The organism is Citrobacter sp. RHBSTW-01013, from assembly GCF_013781985.1.
In the GTDB taxonomy this organism is placed as follows: domain Bacteria; phylum Pseudomonadota; class Gammaproteobacteria; order Enterobacterales; family Enterobacteriaceae; genus Citrobacter; species Citrobacter braakii.
Window position 1 is genome coordinate 1,718,759 of record NZ_CP056185.1, and the last position, 22,513, is coordinate 1,741,271.

Sequence of the window (22,513 nt, forward strand, 5' to 3'; positions counted from 1 at the left end):
GCCTTAAAAAGGAATAAAAATCGCCATGTTACTACCCTGGCTAATATTGATTCCCTTTATCGGTGGCTTCCTGTGCTGGCAGACCGAACGCTTTGGCGTGAAGGTGCCGCGTTGGATCGCGCTGATTACCATGGGACTGACGCTGGCGCTTGGCCTGCAACTTTGGTTGCAGGGCGGCTATTCACTGACGCAATCCACTGGCATTCCGCAGTGGCAGTCTGAGTTTGTCCTGCCGTGGATCCCACGCTTTGGCATCTCGATTCATCTTGCTATCGACGGTCTGTCGCTGCTGATGGTGGTGCTGACCGGCCTGCTCGGTGTTCTGGCGGTACTTTGCTCCTGGAATGAAATCGAAAAATACCAGGGCTTTTTCCACCTGAACCTGATGTGGATCTTAGGCGGCGTAATCGGCGTGTTCCTTGCCATCGACATGTTCCTGTTCTTCTTCTTCTGGGAAATGATGCTGGTGCCGATGTACTTCCTGATCGCGCTATGGGGGCATAAAGCCTCTGACGGTAAAACGCGTATCACGGCAGCAACCAAGTTCTTCATTTATACCCAGGCGAGTGGTCTGGTGATGTTGATTGCCATCCTGGCGCTGGTGTTTGTGCACTACAAAGCGACCGGTGTGTGGACTTTCAACTATGAAGAATTGCTGAATACTCCGATGTCCCACGGCGTGGAATACCTGCTGATGCTGGGCTTCTTCATCGCTTTCGCGGTGAAAATGCCGGTGGTTCCGCTGCACGGCTGGTTGCCGGATGCTCACTCCCAGGCACCGACCGCAGGTTCCGTTGACCTGGCAGGTATCTTGCTGAAAACCGCAGCCTACGGTCTGCTGCGCTTCTCCCTGCCGCTGTTCCCGAATGCGTCAGCGGAGTTTGCGCCTATCGCAATGTGGCTTGGCGTCATCGGCATCTTCTACGGCGCGTGGATGGCCTTTAATCAGTACGACATCAAACGTCTGATTGCTTACACCTCCGTATCCCACATGGGCTTCGTACTGATTGCTATCTACACCGGCAGCCAGCTGGCATACCAGGGTGCGGTGATTCAGATGATCGCGCACGGCCTGTCCGCAGCCGGTCTGTTCATCCTGTGTGGTCAGCTGTACGAACGTCTGCACACGCGTGATATGCGTATGATGGGCGGCCTGTGGGGCAAAATGAAATGGTTGCCTGCACTGTCAATGTTCTTTGCAGTGTGTACGCTGGGTATGCCGGGTACAGGTAACTTCGTTGGCGAATTTATGATTCTGTTCGGCAGCTACCAGGTGGTTCCGGTTATTACCGTGATCTCGACATTTGGTCTGGTGTTTGCTTCTGTTTACTCGCTGGCGATGCTGCATCGCGCTTACTTTGGTAAGGCGAAGAGCCAGATTGCCAGTGTTGAACTGCCAGGGATGTCGCTGCGTGAGCTGTTTATCATCCTGTTGCTGGTCGTGCTTCTGGTACTGCTTGGCTTCTATCCGCAGCCGATTCTGGATACCTCGCATTCTGCGATGAGCAACATCCAGCAGTGGTTTGTTAATTCCGTTACTACTACAAGGCCGTAAATCGCCATGACAATAACTCCACAACACCTGATTGCGCTGCTACCGCTGCTGATCGTCGGCTTGACGGTGGTGGTTGTGATGCTCTCCATTGCGTGGCGACGCAATCACTTCCTCAATGCCACGCTGTCGGTCATTGGGCTTAACGCCGCACTGGTTTCGCTCTGGTTTGTTGGCCAGGCGGGCGCTATGGACGTCACCCCGCTGATGCGGGTTGACGGTTTCGCCATGCTCTACACCGGGCTGGTGCTGCTGGCGAGTCTTGCCACCTGTACCTTCGCTTACCCGTGGCTGGAAGGCTACGACGACAACCGGGAAGAGTTCTATCTGCTGGTGCTGATTGCCGCGCTCGGCGGTATTCTGCTGGCTAACGCTAACCATCTGGCGGCGCTGTTCCTTGGTATTGAGCTTATCTCTCTGCCGCTGTTTGGTCTGGTTGGCTATGCGTTCCGTCAGAAACGTTCGCTGGAAGCCAGTATCAAATACACCATTCTGTCTGCCGCAGCGTCTTCCTTCCTGCTGTTTGGTATGGCGCTGGTGTACGCGCAGTCTGGCAACCTGTCGTTTGTCGCGCTCGGTAAGAGCCTCGGCGACGGTATGCTGCAAGAACCGCTGCTGCTGGCGGGCTTCGGTCTGATGATTGTTGGCCTCGGCTTTAAACTCTCACTGGTTCCATTCCACCTGTGGACGCCAGACGTATACCAGGGCGCTCCGGCTCCGGTTTCCACCTTCCTGGCGACGGCGAGCAAAATCGCTATCTTCGGCGTGGTGATGCGTCTGTTCCTGTACGCACCGGTAGGTGATAGCGAAGCGGTACGGATCGTGCTGGGTGTGATTGCCTTTGCTTCTATTATCTTCGGTAACCTGATGGCGCTGAGCCAGACCAACATCAAACGTCTGCTTGGTTACTCTTCTATCTCTCACCTCGGTTACCTGCTGGTGGCGCTGATTGCCCTGCAGAGCGGCGAGATGTCGATGGAAGCGGTTGGCGTTTACCTGGCCGGTTATCTGTTCAGCAGCCTCGGTGCGTTCGGTGTGGTCAGCCTGATGTCCAGCCCGTACCGCGGTCCGGATGCAGACTCTCTGTTCTCCTACCGTGGTCTGTTCTGGCATCGTCCAATCCTCGCGGCGGTGATGACGGTGATGATGCTGTCTCTGGCGGGTATTCCGATGACGCTGGGCTTTATCGGTAAGTTCTACGTACTGGCGGTGGGTGTGCAGGCTAATCTGTGGTGGCTGGTTGCCGCCGTGGTGGTGGGTTCCGCGATTGGTTTGTACTACTACCTGCGCGTTGCCGTGAGCCTGTACCTGAGCGCACCGCAGCAACTGAATCGCGATGCGCCGTCCAACTGGCAGTACAGCGCGGGCGGTATCGTGGTGTTGATTTCTGCTCTGCTGGTACTGGTGCTGGGTATCTACCCGCAACCGTTGATCAGCATCGTGCAGTTAGCGGCTCCGCTGATGTAATTCATCATGCTGTGATCGAAAAAGAGTCTGGACAATGTCCAGACTCTTTTTTTTTACCTGTATATACTCGTCATACTTCAAGTTGCTGGGGCGTCAGGCCGAAAGTTGACGGCTCACCAGCGGGCCGCTGATGCCTTTCGCTGTGCGATCCATCACTTCCTGAATTACTGAAGACAGCTCATTGACTTCGAATTTGGCCACGTAACCATCTGCTTTCACTCGGCGTACGTGATCTTCATTGGCGCTACCGGAAAGTGAGGAGTGGATAACGACCGGGATCTTCTTCAGGCGTTCGTCGGTTTTTATCTTACGGGTAAGCGTAAAACCGTCCATCTCCGGCATTTCCAGATCGGTGAGCACCAGCGCAATCTTCTCGCTGATTGGTTTACCTTCCGCTTCTGCTTCTTCAGATAGCTGTTGTATCTTTTCCCACGCATCCTGGCCCGTCACATGCATCAAGTGTGGGATCTCCATGGCGTTAAGCCCTTTTTCCAGCATCGCGCGAGCCACTTTGGAATCATCAGCCACAATCGCCACCGCACCCGGCGTAATGTTGAACTTATTGGTTTTCAGCTCTGTTGCGCGCAGGTCGTGGTTCGACGGTACAATATCGTACAGGATCTGTTCGACATCGAGCACCAGCGCCAGATTGTTAGTCTCTTTGTTGTCGTCCAGACAGGCGATACTGGTAATGTAGCGACCATTGACGGCTTTCTCGGCGGTATGCACCTGTTGCCAGTCCAGACGCATAATGTTTTCTACCGACTCCACCGCAAACGCCTGAACGCTGCGGGCATATTCCGTGATCAACAGGATGTTGAGTCCGGTCTCTGGCTTACAGCCCGCGACGGCAGGCAGATCAATCACCGGGATCACCTGATCGCGAATGTTAACCATACCCAGCAACGGGGCTTTCATACCTGCGGGACGCGTAAAGGTCGGCATCGGTACGATTTCACGCAGTTTGAATACGTTGATGCCAAACAGTTCTGATTTCTGCTCCTCGACGGATTTGCCAAGGCGAAACAGCAGCAGTTCAAAACGGTTAGACAGGGTTAGGTTTGTCCTGTCATCAATATCTTTCTGGAAATTGTTCATCCTGTCCTCAGTGTGAAAGCCAGCCTTTCCACTGTTATCGGCACTGAGGCGGAAAAATGGAGCATTAAACGGTGAAAATGGCGAAATCGTGAGCCAGTTCAGTGTCTGGAAATATCGCTTTGCACTCTTCGAGTAACCGCTGACAGCCTTTTTCATCGTAGCGTGAGCTAACGTGGGTCATGATCAGGCGTCCCACTCCGGCCTCAAGCGCCAACTGGGCGGCTTGTCGGGTCGAGCTGTGACCGCGGCTGTTGGCTTTTTCCTCCATTGAGGAGTCCAGTGTGGTTTCATGTACCATCACATCCACACCGCGTGCCAGTTCAATGGCGGACGCGCAAGGTCCTGTGTCGCCGAAAATAGCCACAGATTTTCCTCTGGTGGCAGGGCCGAGAAAATCGGCACCGTTAATCGCTCGACCATCCTCCAGCACGATGGTTTTCCCGGCTTTCAAATCCTGGAACCACGGGCCCGCTTTAACACCAGCCGCCTTCAAGGCGCTGGCGTCAAGTGCCCCCGGTTTGTCGTGCTCTTCAACACGAAAACCGTAGCACTCCAGCGGATGCTCCAGCGGGTACGCCGTTACTTTACGCAGGCCGTCATCAACAATTTCACCCGCGGTGATTTCGACAATATCCAGCGGATAATCGGTCCAGGAGCCGCTCAAACGCAAAGCCGTTTCGGTAAACTCTCGCAATCCCTTTGGTCCGTAAAGCGTCAGTGGCTGGACGTTCCCGGCCATTGAGCGACTGCACAGCAGCCCCGGTAAACCAAACAGGTGATCGCCGTGTAAATGGCTGATAAAAATACGCTCGAGTTTTCCAGGGTTAAATGGCGTGGTCAGCATCTGATGCTGCGTTCCTTCACCACAATCGAAAAGCCACAGCCCCGCCTGAGTCGGGTGTTGCAGATTCAGTAAAATTGCCGTTACATTGCGTGAGCGCGTGGGGACTCCCGCAGACGTGCCTAAAAATAGTAATTCCATCTTCGCGTTACACTTTTCGCCATCAATAAGGCAGGGTGTTCAGGTTATCACAACAAAGGGGCAGACTATGATTCACTGGCAAGATCTCCACCATGCAAAGCTCAATACACAGCAGCTGTACGCCATTCTTGAGCTTCGCTGTGCGGTATTTGTTGTTGAGCAACGGTGTCCGTATCAGGATGTGGATGGTGATGACCTCAGTGGTGAAAACCGGCACATTCTGGGTTGGCATAACGATGAACTGGTGGCGTATGCGAGGATTTTGAAAAGCGATGATGAGCTTGAGCCGGTCGTCATTGGTCGGGTGATTGTAAGCGAAGCGCTGCGGGGTGAAAAATTGGGGCAACAGCTAATGACTCAGACGCTGGCCTCCTGTACGTAGCATTGGCCGCACAAGGCGCTGTATCTGGGGGCGCAGGCACATTTGCAATCATTCTATGCGCGCTTTGGCTTTGTGCCGGTCACGGATATTTATGACGAAGACGGTATTCCACACGTCGGAATGGCGCGGGAAGCACATCAGGCGTAAACAGGCGCAAACACGCCTGATTGTCTATAGTTAGCGGGTACGTCAATAGAAAGGGAGAATAAAATGTCTTTTCATTCTTATGAATCACGTATCGATGACGATCTGGAATTATTGAGTGAAACGCTGGAGGAGGTGCTGCGTTCTTCCGGCGATCCAGCCGATCAAAAATACCTTGAGTTAAAAGCGCGGGCAGAGCGGGCGTTAGAAGAGGTGAGAAATCGTGTCAGCCACGCCTCTGACAGCTACTATTACCGCGCAAAGAAAGCCGTTTGCCGGGCGGATGATTATGTGCATGAAAAACCCTGGCGCGGAATCGGCGTTGGCGCCACGGTCGGTTTAGTGATGGGATTATTGTTAGCACGGCGATAAATTCCATTCCGTCAGCGCATTTGTACGTACTCCCTAACTGGGGGTACTGCTTTTTCTGCTCAGTACCCCGTATAATGTGAGGTTTTTAACAGGGAGAGGTCCGCGTGCATTCAATCACTACTGCGCTGGAAAGTCTGATGCGTCATTTGTCGCAAGAGATACCAGCAGCACCTGGAATTCGTATTTACGATATCCCTTTCCCACTGAATGATGCGTTTGACGCTTTAGGATGGCTGGCCAGTCAACCTGTCTGGCCCCAGTTTTACTGGCAACAGCGTAATGGCGATGAAGAAGCCGCCGTACTGGGCGCTGTTGCTACATTTTCCTCGCTCGAATTAGCCCAGCATTTTTTACATCAGCATAATGATAATCCTGACCTGCGTATCTGGGGCCTGAATGCCTTTGAGCCTCAGCGCGGCCATTTGTTATTGCCACGGTTGGAGTGGCGACGTTGCGCCGGAGTGGCAAGCTTACGCTTACATCTCTTTAGCGACGTGTCGCTGCGTGAAGACGCCGCGCAGGCGGTGGCGTTTATCTCATCGCTCGCCAACGTAAAGCCGCTGCCCGCATTGCGTCTGCGTTTGACGGGAGAACAGAACTGGCCGGATAAAACTGGCTGGACAGACCTGATAAAGCTCGCCACGCAAACGATCAATAGGGAACAGCTCGATAAGGTCGTGCTGGCGCGGGCGACCGATTTACAGTTTTCTCAGTCGGTTAACGCCGCGGCCGTGATGGCTTCCAGTCGTCGTCTAAACCTGAACTGCTACCATTTCTTTATGGCGTTCTCCGCAAAGTGTGCGTTTCTTGGTTCTTCCCCTGAACGTCTGTATCGGCGGCGTGACACGGCGCTGCGCACCGAGGCGCTGGCGGGAACCGTTGCCAACCACCCTGAGGATCATCGGGCCTGGCAGTTGGGGGAATGGCTAATGAAAGATGATAAAAACCAGCGCGAGAATATGCTGGTGGTCGAAGATATTTGCCAGCGTCTGCAAGGCTGTACGCAAACTCTTGATGTGCTGCCGCCGCAGGTGCTTAGACTGCGCAAAGTGCAGCACCTGCGCCGCTGTATCTGGACGGAACTGAATCAGGCTGATGATACGCTTTGTCTGATGCAGCTCCAGCCCACGGCGGCAGTCGCAGGTATTCCGCGTGAGCTGGCGCGTGAATTTATCCAACAAAATGAACCGTTTGAACGCGAGTGGTATGCCGGTTCTGCGGGTTACCTTTCTCTGCGCCAAAGCGAGTTTTGCGTGTCATTACGGTCGGCGAAAATTAGTGAAAATGTGATACGCCTGTATGCCGGGGCAGGGATCGTGCGTGGTTCAGATCCTGAACAGGAATGGCAAGAAATAGACAATAAAGCGGCAGGACTGCGCACTTTATTACAGATGGAAGGGTAATGAGTTGTATATTACCGACTCATATCAAAAATCCATTTATTCGATTCTTTATACTGTGTCGCAATATTGATACCGGACAATCTCATGTCAGTAAGCGCATTTAACCGACGCTGGGCGGCGGTCATTCTGGAAGCACTCACTCGCCACGGCGTCAGGCATGTCTGCATTGCCCCTGGCTCTCGTTCTACACCGTTGACTCTGGCGGCTGCGGAAAACCCCGCTTTTATTCACCATACTCATTTTGATGAGCGTGGCCTTGGGCATCTGGCCTTAGGTCTGGCAAAAGTCAGCCGGCAGCCTGTCGCTGTGATTGTGACGTCCGGTACGGCGGTGGCAAATTTGTATCCCGCGTTGATTGAAGCGGGCCTGACCGGTGAAAAGCTGATTCTACTCACGGCTGACAGACCTCCTGAGCTTATCGACTGCGGCGCTAACCAGGCGATTCGTCAGGCCGGAATGTTTGCCTCGCATCCATCGCAAACGCTCTCTTTACCGCGCCCGACCCAGAACATTCCGGCTAGTTGGCTGGTATCCACCATTGATAACGCCTTAGCTGCGCTGCATAGCGGGGCGGTTCATATCAATTGCCCATTTGCAGAACCGCTGTATGGCGACATGGATGAAACGGGGATTGACTGGCAGCAGCGCCTTGGCGACTGGTGGCAGGATGATAAACCCTGGTTGCGTGAAGCGCGTCGGCTGGAAAGCGACAAGCAGCGTGACTGGTTTTTCTGGCGACAAAAACGCGGCGTTGTTGTTGCAGGCCGCATGAGCGCGGAAGAGGGCAAAAAGGTTGCACAGTGGGCGCAGATGCTAGGCTGGCCGCTGATTGGCGATGTTCTGTCGCAAACCGGACAACCTTTGCCGTGCGCCGATCTGTGGCTGGGAAATGCGAAAGCGGTCACTGAATTACAGCAGGCGCAGATTGTGGTGCAGCTTGGCAGTAGCCTGACCGGAAAACGGCTCCTGCAATGGCAGGCCAGCTGTGATCCGCAGGAATACTGGATTGTCGATAATATCGAAGGCCGCCTCGATCCGGCTCACCATCGTGGGCGCAGACTGGTAGCGACGGTTGGCGACTGGCTGGAGCTGCATCCGGCGGAGAAACGTCAGCCCTGGTGCGTGGAGATCCCACGCCTGGCACAACTGGCCTGGCAGGCGGTAGAAGCCCGTCGTGACGCGTTTGGTGAAGCGCAATTAGCCCACCGTATCCGCGAATACTTACCGGAGCAGGGGCAACTGTTCGTGGGCAACAGTTTGGTGGTGCGCCTGATTGATGCGCTGTCGCAGCTTCCGGCGGGTTACCCGGTCTATAGCAACCGTGGCGCGAGCGGCATTGACGGCCTGCTGTCAACGGCAGCAGGCGTACAGCGCGCCAGCGCGAAATCGACGCTGGCTATCGTCGGTGATTTATCTGCGCTGTATGACCTCAATGCGCTGGCGTTATTGCGCCAGGTTTCCGCGCCGTTTGTCCTGATAGTGGTCAATAATAACGGCGGGCAAATTTTTTCCCTGTTGCCGACGCCAGCAAGCGAACGCGAACGGTTCTACCTGATGCCGCAGAACGTGCATTTTGAGCATGCTGCCGCCATGTTTAACCTTAAATACCAGCGCCCGGAAAACTGGGAGCAACTGGAGAGCGCGTTGACTAATGCCTGGCGTACTCCGGCGGCAACGGTGATTGAGCTGGTGGTAAACGAAACTGATGGGGCGCAAACCCTGCAGCAACTGCTGGCGCAGGTAAGCCATCTATGATCCTGCACGCGCAGGCGAAAGTGGGCCAGACGGGATTTCCCTGGCTGGTTTTCCTGCACGGTTTTTCCGGTGATTGTCGGGAATGGCAGACGGTTGGCGAAGCGTTTAAGAATTATTCGCGGCTGTATATCGACCTGCCGGGACACGGTGGCTCCGCTGACATCAGCGTGAGCGGATTCGACGACGTAAGCGCTTTGCTGCGTAACACGTTACTTAGTTACAACATACTTAAATACTGGCTAGTAGGCTACTCTCTTGGCGGCAGAGTCGCGATGATGGCGGCTTGTCAGGAGATGCCAGGGCTGTGCGGTCTGGTGGTTGAAGGTGGACATCCAGGCTTGCAAAGTGAGGAGGCGCGCGTTCAGCGTCGCCTCTCTGATGGTCGCTGGGCTGCGCGTTTTCGCGCTGAGCCGTTGTGCGAGGTGTTTATTGACTGGTATCAACAGCCGGTTTTTTCCTCGCTGAATGCGGCGCAAAGAGAAGCGCTGGTCGCACTGCGTAGCCAGAATAACGGGCATACGCTGGCAGCGATGCTGGAGGCCACCTCGCTAGCCGTACAACCTGATTTACGTGCGCAACTCACTACGCGCACATTTCCGTTTTATTATTTATGTGGTGAACGTGACGATAAATTCCGCGCTCTGGCGGCGGAAATATCCGTACCAAGCCATGTGATTCGTAATGCCGGACACAACGCTCATCGGGACAATCCCGCTGGCGTGGTGGACTGTCTGGCTCAGATTCTGCATCGCTGACTATAGGACATTTTATGATCTATCCTGATGAAACAATGCTTTACGCACCGGTAGAATGGCACGATTGCTCTGAAGGCTACACCGACATTCTCTACGAGAAATCCACCGATGGTATCGCAAAAATCACCATTAATCGTCCGCAGGTACGCAATGCCTTCCGTCCGGTCACCGTGAAAGAGATGATCCAGGCGCTGGCGGATGCTCGCTATGATGACAACATTGGCGTGATTATTCTGACCGGTGCTGGCGACAAAGCGTTCTGCGCAGGTGGCGATCAGAAAGTGCGCGGTGACTACGGCGGATACCAGGATGATTCCGGTGTGCATCACCTGAACGTACTGGACTTCCAGCGCCAGATTCGTACCTGTCCGAAGCCGGTAGTGGCGATGGTTGCAGGCTTTTCTATCGGCGGCGGCCATGTGCTGCACATGATGTGTGACCTGACCATTGCGGCTGAAAACGCCATCTTCGGCCAGACCGGTCCGAAAGTCGGTTCCTTCGATGGCGGTTGGGGGGCCTCTTACATGGCGCGTATTGTCGGTCAGAAAAAAGCGCGTGAAATCTGGTTCCTGTGCCGTCAGTACGATGCGAAGCAAGCGCTGGATATGGGCCTGGTAAACACCGTGGTTCCGCTGGCCGATCTGGAAAAAGAGACCGTACGCTGGTGTCGTGAAATGCTGCAAAACAGCCCGATGGCGTTGCGCTGCCTGAAAGCTGCACTGAACGCCGACTGCGATGGTCAGGCTGGTCTGCAAGAGCTGGCGGGTAACGCCACCATGCTGTTCTACATGACGGAAGAAGGTCAGGAAGGCCGTAACGCCTTTAACCAGAAACGTCAGCCGGATTTCAGCAAATTTAAACGGAATCCGTAATGCGTAGCGCGCAGGTATACCGCTGGCAGATCCCCATGGACGCGGGGGTGATTCTGCGCGACAGGCGGTTAAAAACGCGTGACGGGCTGTACGTTCGCCTTTGTGACGGCGAGCGCGAAGGGTGGGGAGAGATCTCCCCACTGCCGGGCTTCAGTCAGGAGAGCTGGGAAGAGGCGCAAACCGAGCTGCTGGCCTGGGTCAATGGCTGGCTACAGGGAGATTCTTCCTTACCGCAGCAGCCTTCGGTCGCCTTTGGCGCAAGCTGTGCGCTGGCCGAACTGGCTGACGTATTGCCAGAAGACGCAGACTACCGTGCAGCGCCGCTGTGTACGGGCGATCCTGATGATCTGGTACTGCAACTGGCGGACATGCCGGGTGAAAAAGTAGCGAAGATCAAGGTCGGACTGTATGAAGCGGTTCGTGACGGTATGGTCGCCAACCTGCTGCTTGAGGCTATCCCGGAGCTGCATTTGCGACTTGACGCCAACCGGGCCTGGACGCCGTTGAAAGCCCAGCAGTTCGCGAAGTACGTTAATCCAGAGTACCGCGGGCGCATCGCTTTTCTCGAAGAGCCATGCAAAACCCGCGATGACTCTCGTGCTTTTGCGCGTGAAACCGGCATTGCCATTGCCTGGGATGAAAGCTTGCGTGAAGCGGATTTCATCTTCGAAGCCGAAGAGGGCGTCAAGGCAGTGGTTATCAAACCTACGCTGACGGGCAGTCTCGATAAAGTGCGAGAACAGGTGGAAGCGGCGCATGCACTTGGTCTCACCGCTGTTATTAGTTCGTCGATCGAGTCGAGCCTGGGCTTAACCCAACTGGCGCGAATTGCCGCCTGGCTGACGCCGCAGACCATTCCGGGGCTGGATACCCTGAGCCTGATGCAGTGCCAGCAGGTACGCACCTGGCCGGGTAGCGCATTGCCGTGTATCGATGTTGATGCGCTGGAACGCCTGCTATGACCCAGCGGGAAATGCCCGATAGCGTAAGCATATCGGGCCTGGTACAACCCGATGACTGGCCGTGGCGTCACTGGCGACAGGTTCGTGCAGAGGTGCCTGCTCTACGCCTCAACGATGAAGTATTAAGCTGGAGCGAGCTCTGCACGCGCGTTGACCATCTGGCAAGCGGTTTTGCCGCTCAGGGCGTGGAAGAGGGCGATGGCGTCCTGCTTCGCGCCTGGAATCATCCGCGTGCTTTGCTGGCCTGGCTGGCATTGTTGCAATGTGGGGCGCGGGTTTTACCTGTGAACCCACAGCTGCCTCAATCGCTGCTTGACGCGCTGGTCCCGGGCTTAACGCTGCGTTTTGCGCTGGATCTTGAGGCAGCTAATGTTCTCACGGGACTCCATCCGTTGCAGATGCAGGCAGTGCCAGGCAAGCATGCCGCCGCGTGGTTACCCCAGCGTTTGAGTACGATGACATTAACCTCAGGTTCTACCGGATTGCCAAAGGCAGCGGTGCATACCTGTCAGGCTCATCTGGCAAGCGCACAGGGCGTGCTGTCATTAATGCCGTTTGACGCTGAAGATGACTGGCTGCTCTCGCTGCCGCTGTTTCATGTTTCCGGCCAGGGTATTTTGTGGCGTTGGTTGTTTGCCGGGGCACGAATGACCGTGCGCGACAAGCAGCCGTTGGAGCAAATGCTGGCTGGATGCACTCATGCTTCGCTGGTGCCCACGCAGCTGTGGCGCCTGCTGGTCAACAAAACGGCGGTAACGCTCAAAGCAGTGCTCCTGGGGGGCGCGGCAATTCCTGTTGAATTGACGGAACAGGCGCGCGAGCAAAGGATTCGCTGCTGGTGCGGTTACGGTTTAACGGAGTTTGCTTCTACGGTCTGTGCGAAAGAAGCGGATGGCCTGGCGGATGTGGGGTCGCCCCTGGCAGGCAGAGAAGTCAGAATCGTTGGTGGTGAAGTCTGGCTGCGTGCCGCCAGCATGGCACAAGGTTACTGGCGTAACGGGCAGCTGATTCCTTTAGTAAACGCGGAAGGCTGGTTTGCCACCCGCGATCGCGGGGTGTTGAAGGACGGCAAGTTAACCATTGGCGGTCGGATGGACAATCTGTTCTTTAGCGGCGGGGAAGGCATACAGCCGGAAGAGGTGGAACGCGTGATTGCTGCGCATCCGCATGTTCTGCAAGCCTTCATTGTGCCGATAGAAGACAAAGAGTTTGGTCATCGCCCGGTGGCGGTCGTTGAGTATGACACCAATGCGGGTGACACCAATCTGGCAGAATGGGTGAAAGATAAGCTGGCCCGCTTTCAGCAACCGGTATGCTGGCTGACATTGCCACCCGAACTAAAATCCGGAGGGATTAAAATCTCTCGTCGTGCGCTGTCAGATTGGGTAAGTGCTTCATTCTTAAAATTAAGCAAACAGTAATTACATTTCTCACTTTCGCTATTGCGTCGCTATTGTCATTTTGTTTATCTGCTAATGTGTAACCTGTTGTGAAATTTTTTAACAAAAGGTGCGCTATGGAATGGCATGTGAAGAAGCCTTACTGTCACAAAAAAGCAGGCAGGCTCTATATCGTACTTTGTGATGGCGGCGGTTCGCTAAAAATGCTGGCTGAGGCGCACTCTTCCGAGTGGGTTAAGCCCGGAGACCTCCTTTCACCGCTGAAAGATGCACTGTATTGCATTAATCGCGATACCTCACGGTTAATCAAAATAATTGATGCCAGACAGTACACGTGCGAGGAATGGGAACGCCTGTTACGACTGTCTGAAGATAAATAATCTCAGGGTTGGCGCTGGTGTGAAGGTAAAAAAATCGTCAGTAGCCCTGCCATGATGCACAGCACTCCGGCGAGCGCTTTCGCTGAAAATATTCCCTGCCAGCCGGGCAGGATCATTGATGCAACCCACACCAGTACATAGCTCAGGCTGAGCAGGGCATACGCTTTGCTCAGTGCGAGCTGGTGCAGCGCTTTATGCCAGCAAATCACCGACAGTAAATACCCTGCCAGTCCGGCATACAGAGCAAATGCGCTGACGCTAAGAGAGAATACGGCGGAAATGAATTGCTGCGGCTGCAGCATTGGCGGCAGATTATCCATCGCAAAGCCGAGACTCAACTGGGCGGCTGAAGTGATAATAACGCTGCATAATCCCCAAAAGATGCCCATTACACCGCGCTCCCAAGAATAAAGATGCCGGTGATGATTAACCCCACACCCAGCCAGTGGCGCGGGGTGACGGGTTCGCGCCAGATTTTCCAGGCAGCCAGAGTCACCCATACAAAATTAAGACTCAGCATGGGGTAGGCGATGCCGACCGGAATGTTCTGCAGCACCGCCAGCCATAGCAGCATGGCCAGACCGAGACTTGCCAGAGCAAGCCCAATCCATAGCGTAATGTGGCGTTTTCGCGCTCGAACGGGAACGGGTCGCGACGCCTGCTTCTGACATAACTGACCGCAGACGCTGAGCAGGCTGGCGAGAACTAAGGCTATCCAGATCATTTCGGCCGATACTGAATCAGGACCAGACGCCCCTGATTATCGATATAGTCAGCGGGAGGGATAGCAAGTCGATTAATATCTTCATCCTTATCGACTGAAAGCACGAGCGTAATGTTTCCTTGCTGACGATGTTGCGCTAACCACTCGGCAAAGTTCCCCCGACCGACAAAACGCCCCTGGGCATCCGGGTAGTTAAGGCCATATTTTAACTCGCCCGTTTGTCCGTACATTATGATGTCGTCACGCTTCAGGCTCCAGGCCAGCCCCGCGGCGACGCCAACGCTGTCGGTCAGAATATAACGGCTCGACTCCAGCGACTCTTTGGTCATCTCGACAAAAAATTGTGGCTGTTTAGATTCCATCACCCGGTCAGGAATGGAGAAACCAAACAACAGTGCCAGGCCTAATGGACACAGCGCTGCGAACGTCCAGTTCTTCTCGCGGTTATTTAGCGTATACCAGCCAAAGAGTGTCCAGATGATAAAAATGCCCCACGCACAAAACACCTTATACGTTTCGATATGCGACCAGACCGGCGTCTTTAATGGACCCAGTGTAGAAACAATAAACGTGGTGACAATGCCGGTTACACCGAACAGAACGTTGATCCAGCCATTCACGCGCAGCGCGGTTGCGCCTTTTTCCGCGGCCTGCAGGCCGAAACGCGCCGTCAATATTGCCAGCGGCGCGAAGCAGGAAAGAATATAGGTCGGCAGTTTTCCTTTCGCGATGCTGAAAAACAGGATTGGCATGATAATCCAGCTCAGCAGGTACAGTGCGCTGCGCGGAACATCCCGTTCACGCCAGCCCGTACGCAGCGCACCGGGGAGCAGCCCGAGCCACGGTAATGCGCCTGCCACCACTACCGGAATGTAGTACCAGACGGGGGCCTTATGTTGGGCATCCTCCTGCGCGAAGCGTTGAATATGTTCAACCCAGAAGAAGTAATGCCAGAAATCCGGCTCACGCCGGGCAATCGCTATTCCCCAAGGCAGCACAGTCACGATGCAACCGACTACTGCCAGCAGACCGTAGATGATGAGATCTTTCCAGCGCTTTTGTACGAAAACCCACGGCAGTACGCTGAGCACAGGAATGGCGAGTGCCAGGAAACCCTTGGTCATCACGCCCATGCCGCAGGTTAACCCTAAGAGCAGAAAGGCGGTAATTTTGCGCGTTCTGCTGGTGGCTTGCATCCCCTCCCAAAAGCAGCACATGCCCGCCATTAGCCAGAGCGCAATCATGGGATCAAGTACCGCGTAGGTACCGATGCTGTAAACCGAAAAAAACGTTAAAAAGATAACCGAAGAGAGTACGGCGGTGCGCTTATCCCGCCACAACCGCATGGCAAGCCAGGCTACCATTAGCGCCGTCAGCAAAGTGGCAAAAATGGCTCCTGCTCTGACGCCGAAATTATTGGCGCCAAACAGCCATTGCCCGATGCTGTTTAACCAGTATCCGGCAATCGGTTTTTCAAAATACCGCAGCCCTAAAAAGTGCGGAACGATCCCGTCGCCAGAGGTCAGCATTTCCCGACTGATTTCGGCATAGCGCGTTTCATCAGGTTGCCACAGCAGGCGACTGTTGATGGGGAGAATAAAATACAGCGCAATAAAAGCGATAAATGCCAGGGTGTAGCGGACAGTAAGTTTCATCTTGTCACACTCACTGGTTGTTGGCGGCCGACCCATCCCTCTCTGCCGGGTATTTTGCCACGCACGATCTGCCCTGTTGGCAGCGAACTAACATCCTCCGGTAACAGGTCGCCGAGCGGGCAAAATGTTATCCCCATGTCTGCGGCGCGAGTAAGCAGCTCGTCAAAATTCTGCTGAAAGGCGATGCCTTCAACTTCCGCATGAATGGTATACACCGGTGTTCCTCTGCTCATCTGGATGTGGGAGAGAATGTAAGCGTTGAAGTCCACCGCCTGGACTTCCTGACCAACCACTTCATCCCAGGTGGGTAGCGTGACGGGAATTTGTGGCGTACCTGTTTTCCCGGACGTCAGCACCGGACGGAATAACGACGTTCCCCGACAGTCGCTGTTATAACGCAGATGGAACGTTTCTTTGGCGTGGACGACGCGATCGTCGGCACGCCATCCGGCAACGGCAGAGCAGGTGACGGGTTGTCCGATAAGAGTTTCAAGGGCCGTGATGCCTCGTGAAATATCATCAATCAGCTGTTTGTCATTCCAGTTTCCGCTTCGCGCCTGCCAGGCATGGTGATCCCAGGCATGCAGACCGGTTTCATGAAGCAGGGCGGTTTGCGCAATGATCGCCGCGTTGGCCTGGCCGATCTCTTTTCCCGGCCAGGCGGTTCCCGCCAGCAATATATCCCATCCGTAAAGTGATGCGGCGTTTGAGCGCAGCATCTTCCACAGAAATTGTGGTTTCACAAGACGCCAGAGGTGGCGTCCCATGTTGTCCGGTCCAACGCTAAAGAAAAAACTTGCCCGCACGTTATGTCGGTTCAATGTCTCCAGCAGGCGGGGTACGCCTTCGCGCGTCCCCCTGAAAGTATCGACATCTATGCGCAAGCCGACTTGGGTCATGATGTGTGTTCCGTGATATTCACACTGCGTAAGAAGAAGTCCAGCGTCTCTTCTACCGTTTCCTGCATCTCAATGGTGGGCTCCCAGTTCAGGCAGCGTTTCGCATTGCGGATGTTGGGCTTACGATGTTCAACATCTTGATAACCTTTACCATAGTAGCTGCTGCTTTCGACGTCACGGAAACCGGCAAACGGCGGGAAGTGGCTACGCAATGGATGTTTTTCAAAGCAGGTAAGCAGCATTTCTGCCAGTTCCTGAATACTCGCTTCGTTCTGCGGATTACCGATGTTGATAATCTCACCGTCGCAGCGTCCGCCTTCGTTTTCAATAATGCGATACAGGGCTTCGATACCATCCCGAATGTCGGTAAAGCAGCGTTTTTGCTTGCCGCCTTCAATCAGCTTAATCGGTGAACCCTCCACCAGATTGAGGATCAGTTGGGTAATGGCGCGTGAGCTGCCGATACGCGCGGCGTTTAGGCTGTCCAGACGCGGCCCCATCCAGTTAAACGGGCGGAACAGGGTGAAGCGCAATCCCTCTTTTTCGCCGTACGCCCAGATTACGCGGTCCAATAACTGCTTGGAAACGGAGTAGATCCAGCGTGGTTTATTCACCGGACCGACGATCAGATTCGAGCTGTCCTCATCGAAGACTTTGTCGGTACACATGCCGTAGACTTCGGACGTTGACGGGAAAATGATGCGCTTACGGTATTTCACGCAGTAGCGAATGATTTTCAGGTTCTCTTCAAAATCGAGCTCAAATACGCGCAACGGGTTGCGGGTATATTCGATTGGCGTTGCGATCGCCACCAGCGGCAGCACGACGTCGCATTTTTTAACATGGTATTCAATCCATTCGGAGTGAATGCTGATGTCGCCTTCGACGAAGTGGAATCGCGGATGCTGCAGAAAACGTCCAATGGCGTCACTGCCAATATCGAGCCCATACACTTCGTAATGATCTTCTTGCAGCAGGCGTTCGGTCAGATGGTTACCAATGAAGCCATTAACGCCAAGGATCAGCACACGGGTACGGCATTTGCTGGTGGCAACCGACTGGCTGTTCAGGCGGGAGCCTGGAACCAGGCCCAGAACCTGCGCCAGTTGCGAGCCTTGCATTGCAATACCATCGCCAGCTTGTCCGGTAATAATTTCCAGGGCGCCATCGCCACAGGCGATCAGCAAAGGAGAAACGGAGATGACGGTACCCGGTTGGGTCGCTGAGTCATTTACGCAAACGCGCGATGACCAGACGGTGAACTTTTGTGTACCGACATAGCTAAATGCGCCCGGCCACGGATCGCTGACGGCGCGGACCTGGTTATGCAACTCTACGGCAGGTGTGTTCCAGTCGAGGAAGCTATCTTCCGGTGTACGGCGACCAAAACAGGTAGCATCTGCTTCCTGTTGGGGGCGTTCTGCATAATCCCCGGTTTTAATCGCGGGCAGTGCCTGTTCCAGCAGGTGACGCGCAGCCTGGCACAATTTATGGTGCAGCGTTAACGCCACGTCATCCGGCGAAATAGCGACGCGCTGCTGGGCAATAATGGCACCAGCATCCGCGCGTTTGACCATGCGGTGAAGCGTGACGCCGGTTTCGGTTTCGCCATTGACCAATACCCAGTTCAGCGGCGCGCGACCACGGTATTTCGGCAGCAACGAACCGTGCAGATTAAAAGCTCCCGCAGGTGCAAGACTGAGGATCTCATCACTCAGTAAATGACGATAGTAGAACGAGAAGATAACATCCGGCGCCAGTTGGCTAATGCGTTCAATCCACAAGGGATGATTGACCTCGTCCGGGGCGTAAACCGGAATTCCGGCGCTGGCGGCAAGGCGGGAAACCGATCCAAAAAATGCTTTTTCGCCCGGATTATCAGTGTGCGTAAAAATGGCAGCGATTTCATAACCGGCATCCAACAAAGCCTGGACACCCTGACATCCCATATCGTGATAGGCAAATACGATGGCTTTCATGCGCGGTTTTCCTCGGTTGGCTGCGTGGTTTGTGGGCGGATAACGTGTTGAACAAAATAGCGGGGGCGGGCGCGGACATCGTTATAGATGCGACCGATATATTCGCCGAGTAAACCCATGCCAATAAACTGTGCGCCGATAAAGGTAAACAGGACGGCAAACAGCATGAATACCCCTTCCGCGGCCCACTGTGGACCGAGCGTCAGACGCAGAACTACAAGCAGGATAGACAAGATAAAGCCAGTGGCGGCGATTACGCTGCCCAACAGGCTCAACATACGAAGTGGCGTTGTGGTCAGACAGGTCACCAGGTCATACATCAGGTTGATCAGACGCATAAAGCTGTATTTGGAGTCACCAAATTCACGCTCTGCATGGTGTACCGGGATTTCCGTAGCGCGCCGGGCAAAAATGTTGGCCAGAATCGGGATAAAGGTGCTGCGCTCCTGGCAATGCAGCATGGCATCGACGATGTGGCGGCGATAAGCGCGTAACATGCAACCGTAGTCGCCCATCGCTTTACCGGTGGTGCGCTGAATCAGATGGTTAATCATTCGCGATGCGGTCTTACGAAATACGCTGTCCTGACGGTTCTGACGTACCGTGCCGACCACATCGAAGCCTTCATCTGCGGTGGCGACCAGCCGTGGGATCTCCTCCGGCGGGTTTTGCAAATCGGCATCTAGTGTGATGATCACGTCGCCAGTGACATGACTGAAACCGGCCATAATCGCCGAGTGTTGCCCGTAATTGCGATTCAATAAAATAGAAACAATATGGCTGTTCGGTGCCTGGGAAGCATCCATCATCAGCTGTGCGGAATGGTCGCTGCTGCCGTCATCAATTAGCAGAATTTCATAGTCTTTGCCCAATTTTTCGCAGGCAGCGCTGGTGCGTCTGATTAACTCCGGCAAACTTTCCTGTTCATTAAAAACGGGAATGACCACCGAGACTTTTTTGATCGGTGCTGCTTCAAACATGGTTATTGTCCTGCAATCTCGCGAAGTGCCGTAATTACCCGCTGGGTGTCATCGGCGGTCATGTCGGGGAATAACGGCAGTGAGCAAATGCGCGCGCTATTCCATTCTGTATTGGGGAGCGAAAGGGTAGTGAAGCGTTTGCGGTAATATTTTTGCGTATGGGCCGCACGAAAATGCAGACCGGTGCCGATATTTTTGGCCTTTAACGCCTCCATTAAGGCATCTCTGCTCAGACCGCAGCGGGCTTCGTCAACGCGAATGATGAACAGGTGCCAGGGGTGAACGTGCGCCCACTGGGGCAGACTCAGTGGTTGAAATGGCGTATCGGCCAGCGCCTGTTGATACTCGCGGGCAATTTGCGCCCGGCGTGAGTTCAGGTGTTCCAGTTTATTTAGCTGTACCAACGCAATGGCGGCGTTGATATCCGTGAGGTTGTACTTGTACCCTGGCGCAAGCACTTCGGCCTGCGGCGCCCGGCCATAGGTTTGTCGATCAAAGGCATCAACGCCCAGACCGTGAAACTTCAGGCTGCGAAGCCGTTGGGCAAGCTGGCTGTCGTCGGTAACGATCAACCCGCCCTCGGCGCAGGTAATATTTTTGATGGCGTGAAACGAGAATATTGCCGTGCCGCGCGCGCCGACATGACGACCTTTATACAACGTCCCTACGGCATGGGCCGCATCTTCTATAATCGGAATGCCATAGCGTTCGCCAATGGCATAAATCGCGTCCAGGTCGGCGGGGGCGCCTGCGTAATGTACCGGAATAATGGCTTTGGTTCGCGGGGTGATGGCGGCCTCAATTTGCTCCGGTGTGACCATGAGCGTATCGCGGTCGACGTCGATCATGACTGGCGTCGCACCCAGCAGGACAATCATGTTGAGGGTAGAAACCCACGTCATTGACGGTGTAATGACCTCATCGCCTGCACCGATGTCCAGCGCCATCAGTGTGATGTGCATTCCTGCCGTAGCGGAGCAGACGGCGACGGCGTGTTGATTTCCCGTGAGCTGGCAGAAGGCTTCTTCCAGCTGTTGATTTTTCGGGCCGGTGGTTATCCATCCAGAGTCCAGAACCGTCTTCACAGCGGCAAGTTCTTCAGCCCCCATTGCCGGGCGAGAGAAAGGCAAAAAGTCAGGCATCATTATTCCTTCAAGCCCTTTAACGCCACCGACGTTTTATTTTTAGTGATAAACAGGGGCGTCGTTAATTATTTCATCAGGCTTCAAAGGGTAATGACGGAAGGTTAATTTATCCTTAAGACTTTAAGGTTTGGGACAGATAGAGGAATAGCGTATTTTTTATTTATCTTAATGAAAAAAAGATCATGTAGGTTTGAGTGGTTTGGGCGACATTGCTGTTATCTGCAGACTGATGAGCGCAATGCCGCTATTAAGAATGCTAATTATATGCCGTTATTAAAATGATGATTTACAGTAACCCTTTCAAGGTTAACGTTTTACGCGTGGCGATATTTAAATCGTAAGAGCCGAGATCTTCCGCTTTAACCCAGGCGAATGCCTGGAATTCTTCGTTAATCTTCACTTCACGATTAGCCGCCACACAATCGAAGATGAGATAAATCATATAAATCTCTTCCTGACTGCCATCGGCGTACGTTTTGGTGCGAACATCGTCACTGAAGGTCCATGGCGTAATATCTGATAACACCAGTTGTTCGCCCAGCTCTTCTCTTACTTCACGGCGCAAAGCTTCTTCAATACGTTCACCCGGTTCAACGCCGCCGCCAGAAAGCGCCCACTGACCGGGGAACACACCGCGGTCGTCAGCCATTTTGCACAGTAAATAACAGCCATCGTTTTGAATTAATGGGCAAACAATTGTTCTTTGGCGCATAAGTCGAATCCTTGTAGGGGGAGGTATAGAAAATTCCATCGTGCACGCATCTTACCTTTTGCTGACGGTAGAAAAAACGCTTCATCGACGAATAACGCCGCTTTGCCAGGGAAAACAGGATGTTTGTTGAAAATGGCATTCTGCTGCCATCAGTGGCGTAATTGCTACAAGAATTTAACCTTATCTAAATCTTGTGAGTAGTATTTGCTTACAATATGTTATTGCATCGCTTTTTTAGTGCATTGATTCCTCGTGATCTGACAGTACAATTCACCAGTTTTGGGGCTATGTTTTGATTCTTGCTGGAAAGGATAGAAAATGAAAAAAAGTTTAATGTTGGGTTTTGCCGGAATGCTGTTTGTTTCCGCGTCGGCGAGCGCGATTAGCATCAGCGGCCAGGCTGGCGAAGACTACACCAACCTGGGTTTCGGTATGGGTACTGAGACCACCGGTTTGGCCGTCAGCGGTAACTGGATGCATAACGATGACGACGGCGATGCGGCCGGTCTGGGACTGGGTCTGAATATTCCTCTCGGTCCGCTGCTGGCAACGGTCGGTGGGAAAGGCATTTATACTAACCCGAATGATGGTGACGAGGGTTACGCGGCGGCGGTCGGTGGCGGTTTGCAGTGGCCGATTGGCGACAGCCTCCGCCTGTTTGGTGAGTATTATTACTCTCCCGATTCTCTTTCCAGCGGTATCGACAGCTATGAAGAAGCGAATGCAGGTGCGCGTCTGACCATTATGCGTCCGCTGAGCATTGAAGCCGGTTATCGCTACCTGAACCTGGCAGGCAAAGACGGTAACCGCGATAACGCGATTGCTGACGGCCCGTACGTTGGGGTTAACGCGAGTTTCTGATTTTTCCGGCGCGGCGTTCAGTCGCGCCTTCCCC

21 protein-coding genes and 1 pseudogene are annotated in these 22,513 nt (G+C 54.1%); 12 read left to right on the plus strand and 10 right to left on the minus strand.

Annotated features, from left to right (window positions below):
- The first annotated feature begins 25 nt into the window (after window positions 1-25).
- The gene (gene nuoM / locus HV350_RS08385) at window positions 26-1,555 is read left to right on the plus strand and encodes an NADH-quinone oxidoreductase subunit M (protein WP_016153831.1); all 1,530 of its coding nucleotides are present in this window, start codon (window positions 26-28) and stop codon (window positions 1,553-1,555) included.
- 6 nt (window positions 1,556-1,561) lie between these two features.
- On the plus strand, window positions 1,562-3,019 hold the full coding sequence (nuoN, locus tag HV350_RS08390) for an NADH-quinone oxidoreductase subunit NuoN (protein ID WP_016153830.1): 1,458 nt from the start codon (window positions 1,562-1,564) through the stop codon (window positions 3,017-3,019).
- Between the two features lie 93 nt (window positions 3,020-3,112).
- Here the strand turns inward: nuoN and HV350_RS08395 are convergent, their stop codons facing one another.
- Complete coding sequence (locus HV350_RS08395) at window positions 3,113-4,117, minus strand: chemotaxis protein (protein ID WP_016157041.1); 1,005 nt, start codon at window positions 4,115-4,117, stop codon at window positions 3,113-3,115.
- A gap of 64 nt (window positions 4,118-4,181) precedes the next feature.
- Window positions 4,182-5,099, minus strand: a complete 918-nt coding sequence (rbn, locus tag HV350_RS08400; RefSeq protein ID WP_016157040.1) for a ribonuclease BN — start codon at window positions 5,097-5,099, stop codon at window positions 4,182-4,184.
- Between the two features lie 67 nt (window positions 5,100-5,166).
- Between rbn and HV350_RS08405 the strand changes: the two are divergent.
- From HV350_RS08405 to pmrD, 9 genes and pseudogenes are all read left to right on the plus strand, one after another.
- Window positions 5,167-5,628 (plus strand): annotated as a pseudogene (locus HV350_RS08405) (GNAT family N-acetyltransferase).
- Between the two features lie 63 nt (window positions 5,629-5,691).
- A complete protein-coding gene (gene elaB, locus HV350_RS08410; protein ID WP_003027683.1) occupies window positions 5,692-5,997 on the plus strand; it encodes a stress response protein ElaB in 306 nt (101 codons plus the stop codon).
- A 104-nt stretch (window positions 5,998-6,101) separates the two neighbouring features.
- The gene (gene menF, locus HV350_RS08415) at window positions 6,102-7,400 is read left to right on the plus strand and encodes an isochorismate synthase MenF (RefSeq protein ID WP_181630229.1); all 1,299 of its coding nucleotides are present in this window, start codon (window positions 6,102-6,104) and stop codon (window positions 7,398-7,400) included.
- Window positions 7,401-7,484: 84 nt separating this feature from the next.
- A complete protein-coding gene (menD, locus tag HV350_RS08420) occupies window positions 7,485-9,155 on the plus strand; it encodes a 2-succinyl-5-enolpyruvyl-6-hydroxy-3-cyclohexene-1-carboxylic-acid synthase (RefSeq protein ID WP_049042370.1) in 1,671 nt (556 codons plus the stop codon).
- Window positions 9,152-9,910: a 2-succinyl-6-hydroxy-2,4-cyclohexadiene-1-carboxylate synthase gene (menH, locus tag HV350_RS08425; protein ID WP_101700092.1), complete on the plus strand. Its 759-nt coding sequence runs from the start codon at window positions 9,152-9,154 to the stop codon at window positions 9,908-9,910. The genes menD and menH overlap by 4 nt, the downstream gene beginning before the upstream one ends.
- A 14-nt stretch (window positions 9,911-9,924) precedes the next feature.
- Entirely contained in the window at window positions 9,925-10,782 is an 858-nt protein-coding gene (gene menB / locus HV350_RS08430; RefSeq protein WP_003027671.1) for a 1,4-dihydroxy-2-naphthoyl-CoA synthase, read from the plus strand.
- Complete coding sequence (gene menC / locus HV350_RS08435) at window positions 10,782-11,744, plus strand: o-succinylbenzoate synthase (RefSeq protein WP_181630231.1); 963 nt, start codon at window positions 10,782-10,784, stop codon at window positions 11,742-11,744. The genes menB and menC overlap by 1 nt, the downstream gene beginning before the upstream one ends.
- Window positions 11,741-13,165 (plus strand): o-succinylbenzoate--CoA ligase, encoded by a 1,425-nt coding sequence (gene menE / locus HV350_RS08440; protein ID WP_181630233.1) that lies wholly within the window; start codon window positions 11,741-11,743, stop codon window positions 13,163-13,165. Before menC ends, menE begins: the two co-directional genes overlap by 4 nt.
- A 95-nt stretch (window positions 13,166-13,260) precedes the next feature.
- On the plus strand, window positions 13,261-13,524 hold the full coding sequence (pmrD, locus tag HV350_RS08445) for a signal transduction protein PmrD (RefSeq protein WP_181630235.1): 264 nt from the start codon (window positions 13,261-13,263) through the stop codon (window positions 13,522-13,524).
- Window positions 13,525-13,526: 2 nt separating this feature from the next.
- Here the strand turns inward: pmrD and arnF are convergent, their stop codons facing one another.
- The 8 genes from arnF to nudI all read right to left on the minus strand — a co-directional run bounded on the left by arnF (window position 13,527) and on the right by nudI (window position 21,618).
- Window positions 13,527-13,913: a 4-amino-4-deoxy-L-arabinose-phosphoundecaprenol flippase subunit ArnF gene (gene arnF / locus HV350_RS08450; protein WP_049281482.1), complete on the minus strand. Its 387-nt coding sequence runs from the start codon at window positions 13,911-13,913 to the stop codon at window positions 13,527-13,529.
- Window positions 13,913-14,248, minus strand: coding sequence for a 4-amino-4-deoxy-L-arabinose-phosphoundecaprenol flippase subunit ArnE (gene arnE / locus HV350_RS08455; RefSeq protein WP_016153819.1), 336 nt, complete (start codon window positions 14,246-14,248; stop codon window positions 13,913-13,915). Before arnE ends, arnF begins: the two co-directional genes overlap by 1 nt.
- Window positions 14,245-15,903: a lipid IV(A) 4-amino-4-deoxy-L-arabinosyltransferase gene (gene arnT, locus HV350_RS08460; protein ID WP_181630236.1), complete on the minus strand. Its 1,659-nt coding sequence runs from the start codon at window positions 15,901-15,903 to the stop codon at window positions 14,245-14,247. The genes arnE and arnT overlap by 4 nt, the downstream gene beginning before the upstream one ends.
- Window positions 15,900-16,802 (minus strand): 4-deoxy-4-formamido-L-arabinose-phosphoundecaprenol deformylase, encoded by a 903-nt coding sequence (gene arnD / locus HV350_RS08465; RefSeq protein ID WP_181630237.1) that lies wholly within the window; start codon window positions 16,800-16,802, stop codon window positions 15,900-15,902. Before arnD ends, arnT begins: the two co-directional genes overlap by 4 nt.
- A complete protein-coding gene (gene arnA / locus HV350_RS08470) occupies window positions 16,799-18,781 on the minus strand; it encodes a bifunctional UDP-4-amino-4-deoxy-L-arabinose formyltransferase/UDP-glucuronic acid oxidase ArnA (protein ID WP_181630238.1) in 1,983 nt (660 codons plus the stop codon). The genes arnD and arnA overlap by 4 nt, the downstream gene beginning before the upstream one ends.
- Window positions 18,778-19,761 (minus strand): undecaprenyl-phosphate 4-deoxy-4-formamido-L-arabinose transferase, encoded by a 984-nt coding sequence (gene arnC / locus HV350_RS08475; protein ID WP_049268972.1) that lies wholly within the window; start codon window positions 19,759-19,761, stop codon window positions 18,778-18,780. Before arnC ends, arnA begins: the two co-directional genes overlap by 4 nt.
- Before the next feature lie 2 nt (window positions 19,762-19,763).
- On the minus strand, window positions 19,764-20,903 hold the full coding sequence (arnB, locus tag HV350_RS08480) for a UDP-4-amino-4-deoxy-L-arabinose aminotransferase (RefSeq protein ID WP_181630642.1): 1,140 nt from the start codon (window positions 20,901-20,903) through the stop codon (window positions 19,764-19,766).
- Between the two features lie 289 nt (window positions 20,904-21,192).
- Complete coding sequence (nudI, locus tag HV350_RS08485) at window positions 21,193-21,618, minus strand: nucleoside triphosphatase NudI (protein ID WP_016153813.1); 426 nt, start codon at window positions 21,616-21,618, stop codon at window positions 21,193-21,195.
- Window positions 21,619-21,936: 318 nt separating this feature from the next.
- Between nudI and HV350_RS08490 the strand changes: the two genes are divergently transcribed.
- A complete protein-coding gene (locus HV350_RS08490) occupies window positions 21,937-22,479 on the plus strand; it encodes a YfaZ family outer membrane protein (RefSeq protein WP_016153812.1) in 543 nt (180 codons plus the stop codon).
- Window positions 22,480-22,513: the final 34 nt, after the last annotated feature.

Excerpts from the sequence above, each read along its gene's own strand:
- menB (WP_003027671.1), top strand. The coding sequence starts at position 9,925 with ATGATCTATCCTGATGAAACAATGCTTTACGCACCGGTAGAATGGCAC.
- menC (WP_181630231.1), top strand. The coding sequence starts at position 10,782 with ATGCGTAGCGCGCAGGTATACCGCTGGCAGATCCCCATGGACGCGGGG.
- menD (WP_049042370.1), top strand. The coding sequence starts at position 7,485 with ATGTCAGTAAGCGCATTTAACCGACGCTGGGCGGCGGTCATTCTGGAA.
- arnC (WP_049268972.1), bottom strand. The coding sequence starts at position 19,761 with ATGTTTGAAGCAGCACCGATCAAAAAAGTCTCGGTGGTCATTCCCGTT.
- menH (WP_101700092.1), top strand. The coding sequence starts at position 9,152 with ATGATCCTGCACGCGCAGGCGAAAGTGGGCCAGACGGGATTTCCCTGG.
- rbn (WP_016157040.1), bottom strand. The coding sequence starts at position 5,099 with ATGGAATTACTATTTTTAGGCACGTCTGCGGGAGTCCCCACGCGCTCA.
- arnA (WP_181630238.1), bottom strand. The coding sequence starts at position 18,781 with ATGAAAGCCATCGTATTTGCCTATCACGATATGGGATGTCAGGGTGTC.
- arnD (WP_181630237.1), bottom strand. The coding sequence starts at position 16,802 with ATGACCCAAGTCGGCTTGCGCATAGATGTCGATACTTTCAGGGGGACG.
- pmrD (WP_181630235.1), top strand. The coding sequence starts at position 13,261 with ATGGAATGGCATGTGAAGAAGCCTTACTGTCACAAAAAAGCAGGCAGG.
- nuoM (WP_016153831.1), top strand. The coding sequence starts at position 26 with ATGTTACTACCCTGGCTAATATTGATTCCCTTTATCGGTGGCTTCCTG.
- menE (WP_181630233.1), top strand. The coding sequence starts at position 11,741 with ATGACCCAGCGGGAAATGCCCGATAGCGTAAGCATATCGGGCCTGGTA.
- arnB (WP_181630642.1), bottom strand. The coding sequence starts at position 20,903 with ATGCCTGACTTTTTGCCTTTCTCTCGCCCGGCAATGGGGGCTGAAGAA.
- nudI (WP_016153813.1), bottom strand. The coding sequence starts at position 21,618 with ATGCGCCAAAGAACAATTGTTTGCCCATTAATTCAAAACGATGGCTGT.
- HV350_RS08490 (WP_016153812.1), top strand. The coding sequence starts at position 21,937 with ATGAAAAAAAGTTTAATGTTGGGTTTTGCCGGAATGCTGTTTGTTTCC.
- elaB (WP_003027683.1), top strand. The coding sequence starts at position 5,692 with ATGTCTTTTCATTCTTATGAATCACGTATCGATGACGATCTGGAATTA.
- arnE (WP_016153819.1), bottom strand. The coding sequence starts at position 14,248 with ATGATCTGGATAGCCTTAGTTCTCGCCAGCCTGCTCAGCGTCTGCGGT.
- HV350_RS08395 (WP_016157041.1), bottom strand. The coding sequence starts at position 4,117 with ATGAACAATTTCCAGAAAGATATTGATGACAGGACAAACCTAACCCTG.
- arnF (WP_049281482.1), bottom strand. The coding sequence starts at position 13,913 with ATGGGCATCTTTTGGGGATTATGCAGCGTTATTATCACTTCAGCCGCC.
- arnT (WP_181630236.1), bottom strand. The coding sequence starts at position 15,903 with ATGAAACTTACTGTCCGCTACACCCTGGCATTTATCGCTTTTATTGCG.
- nuoN (WP_016153830.1), top strand. The coding sequence starts at position 1,562 with ATGACAATAACTCCACAACACCTGATTGCGCTGCTACCGCTGCTGATC.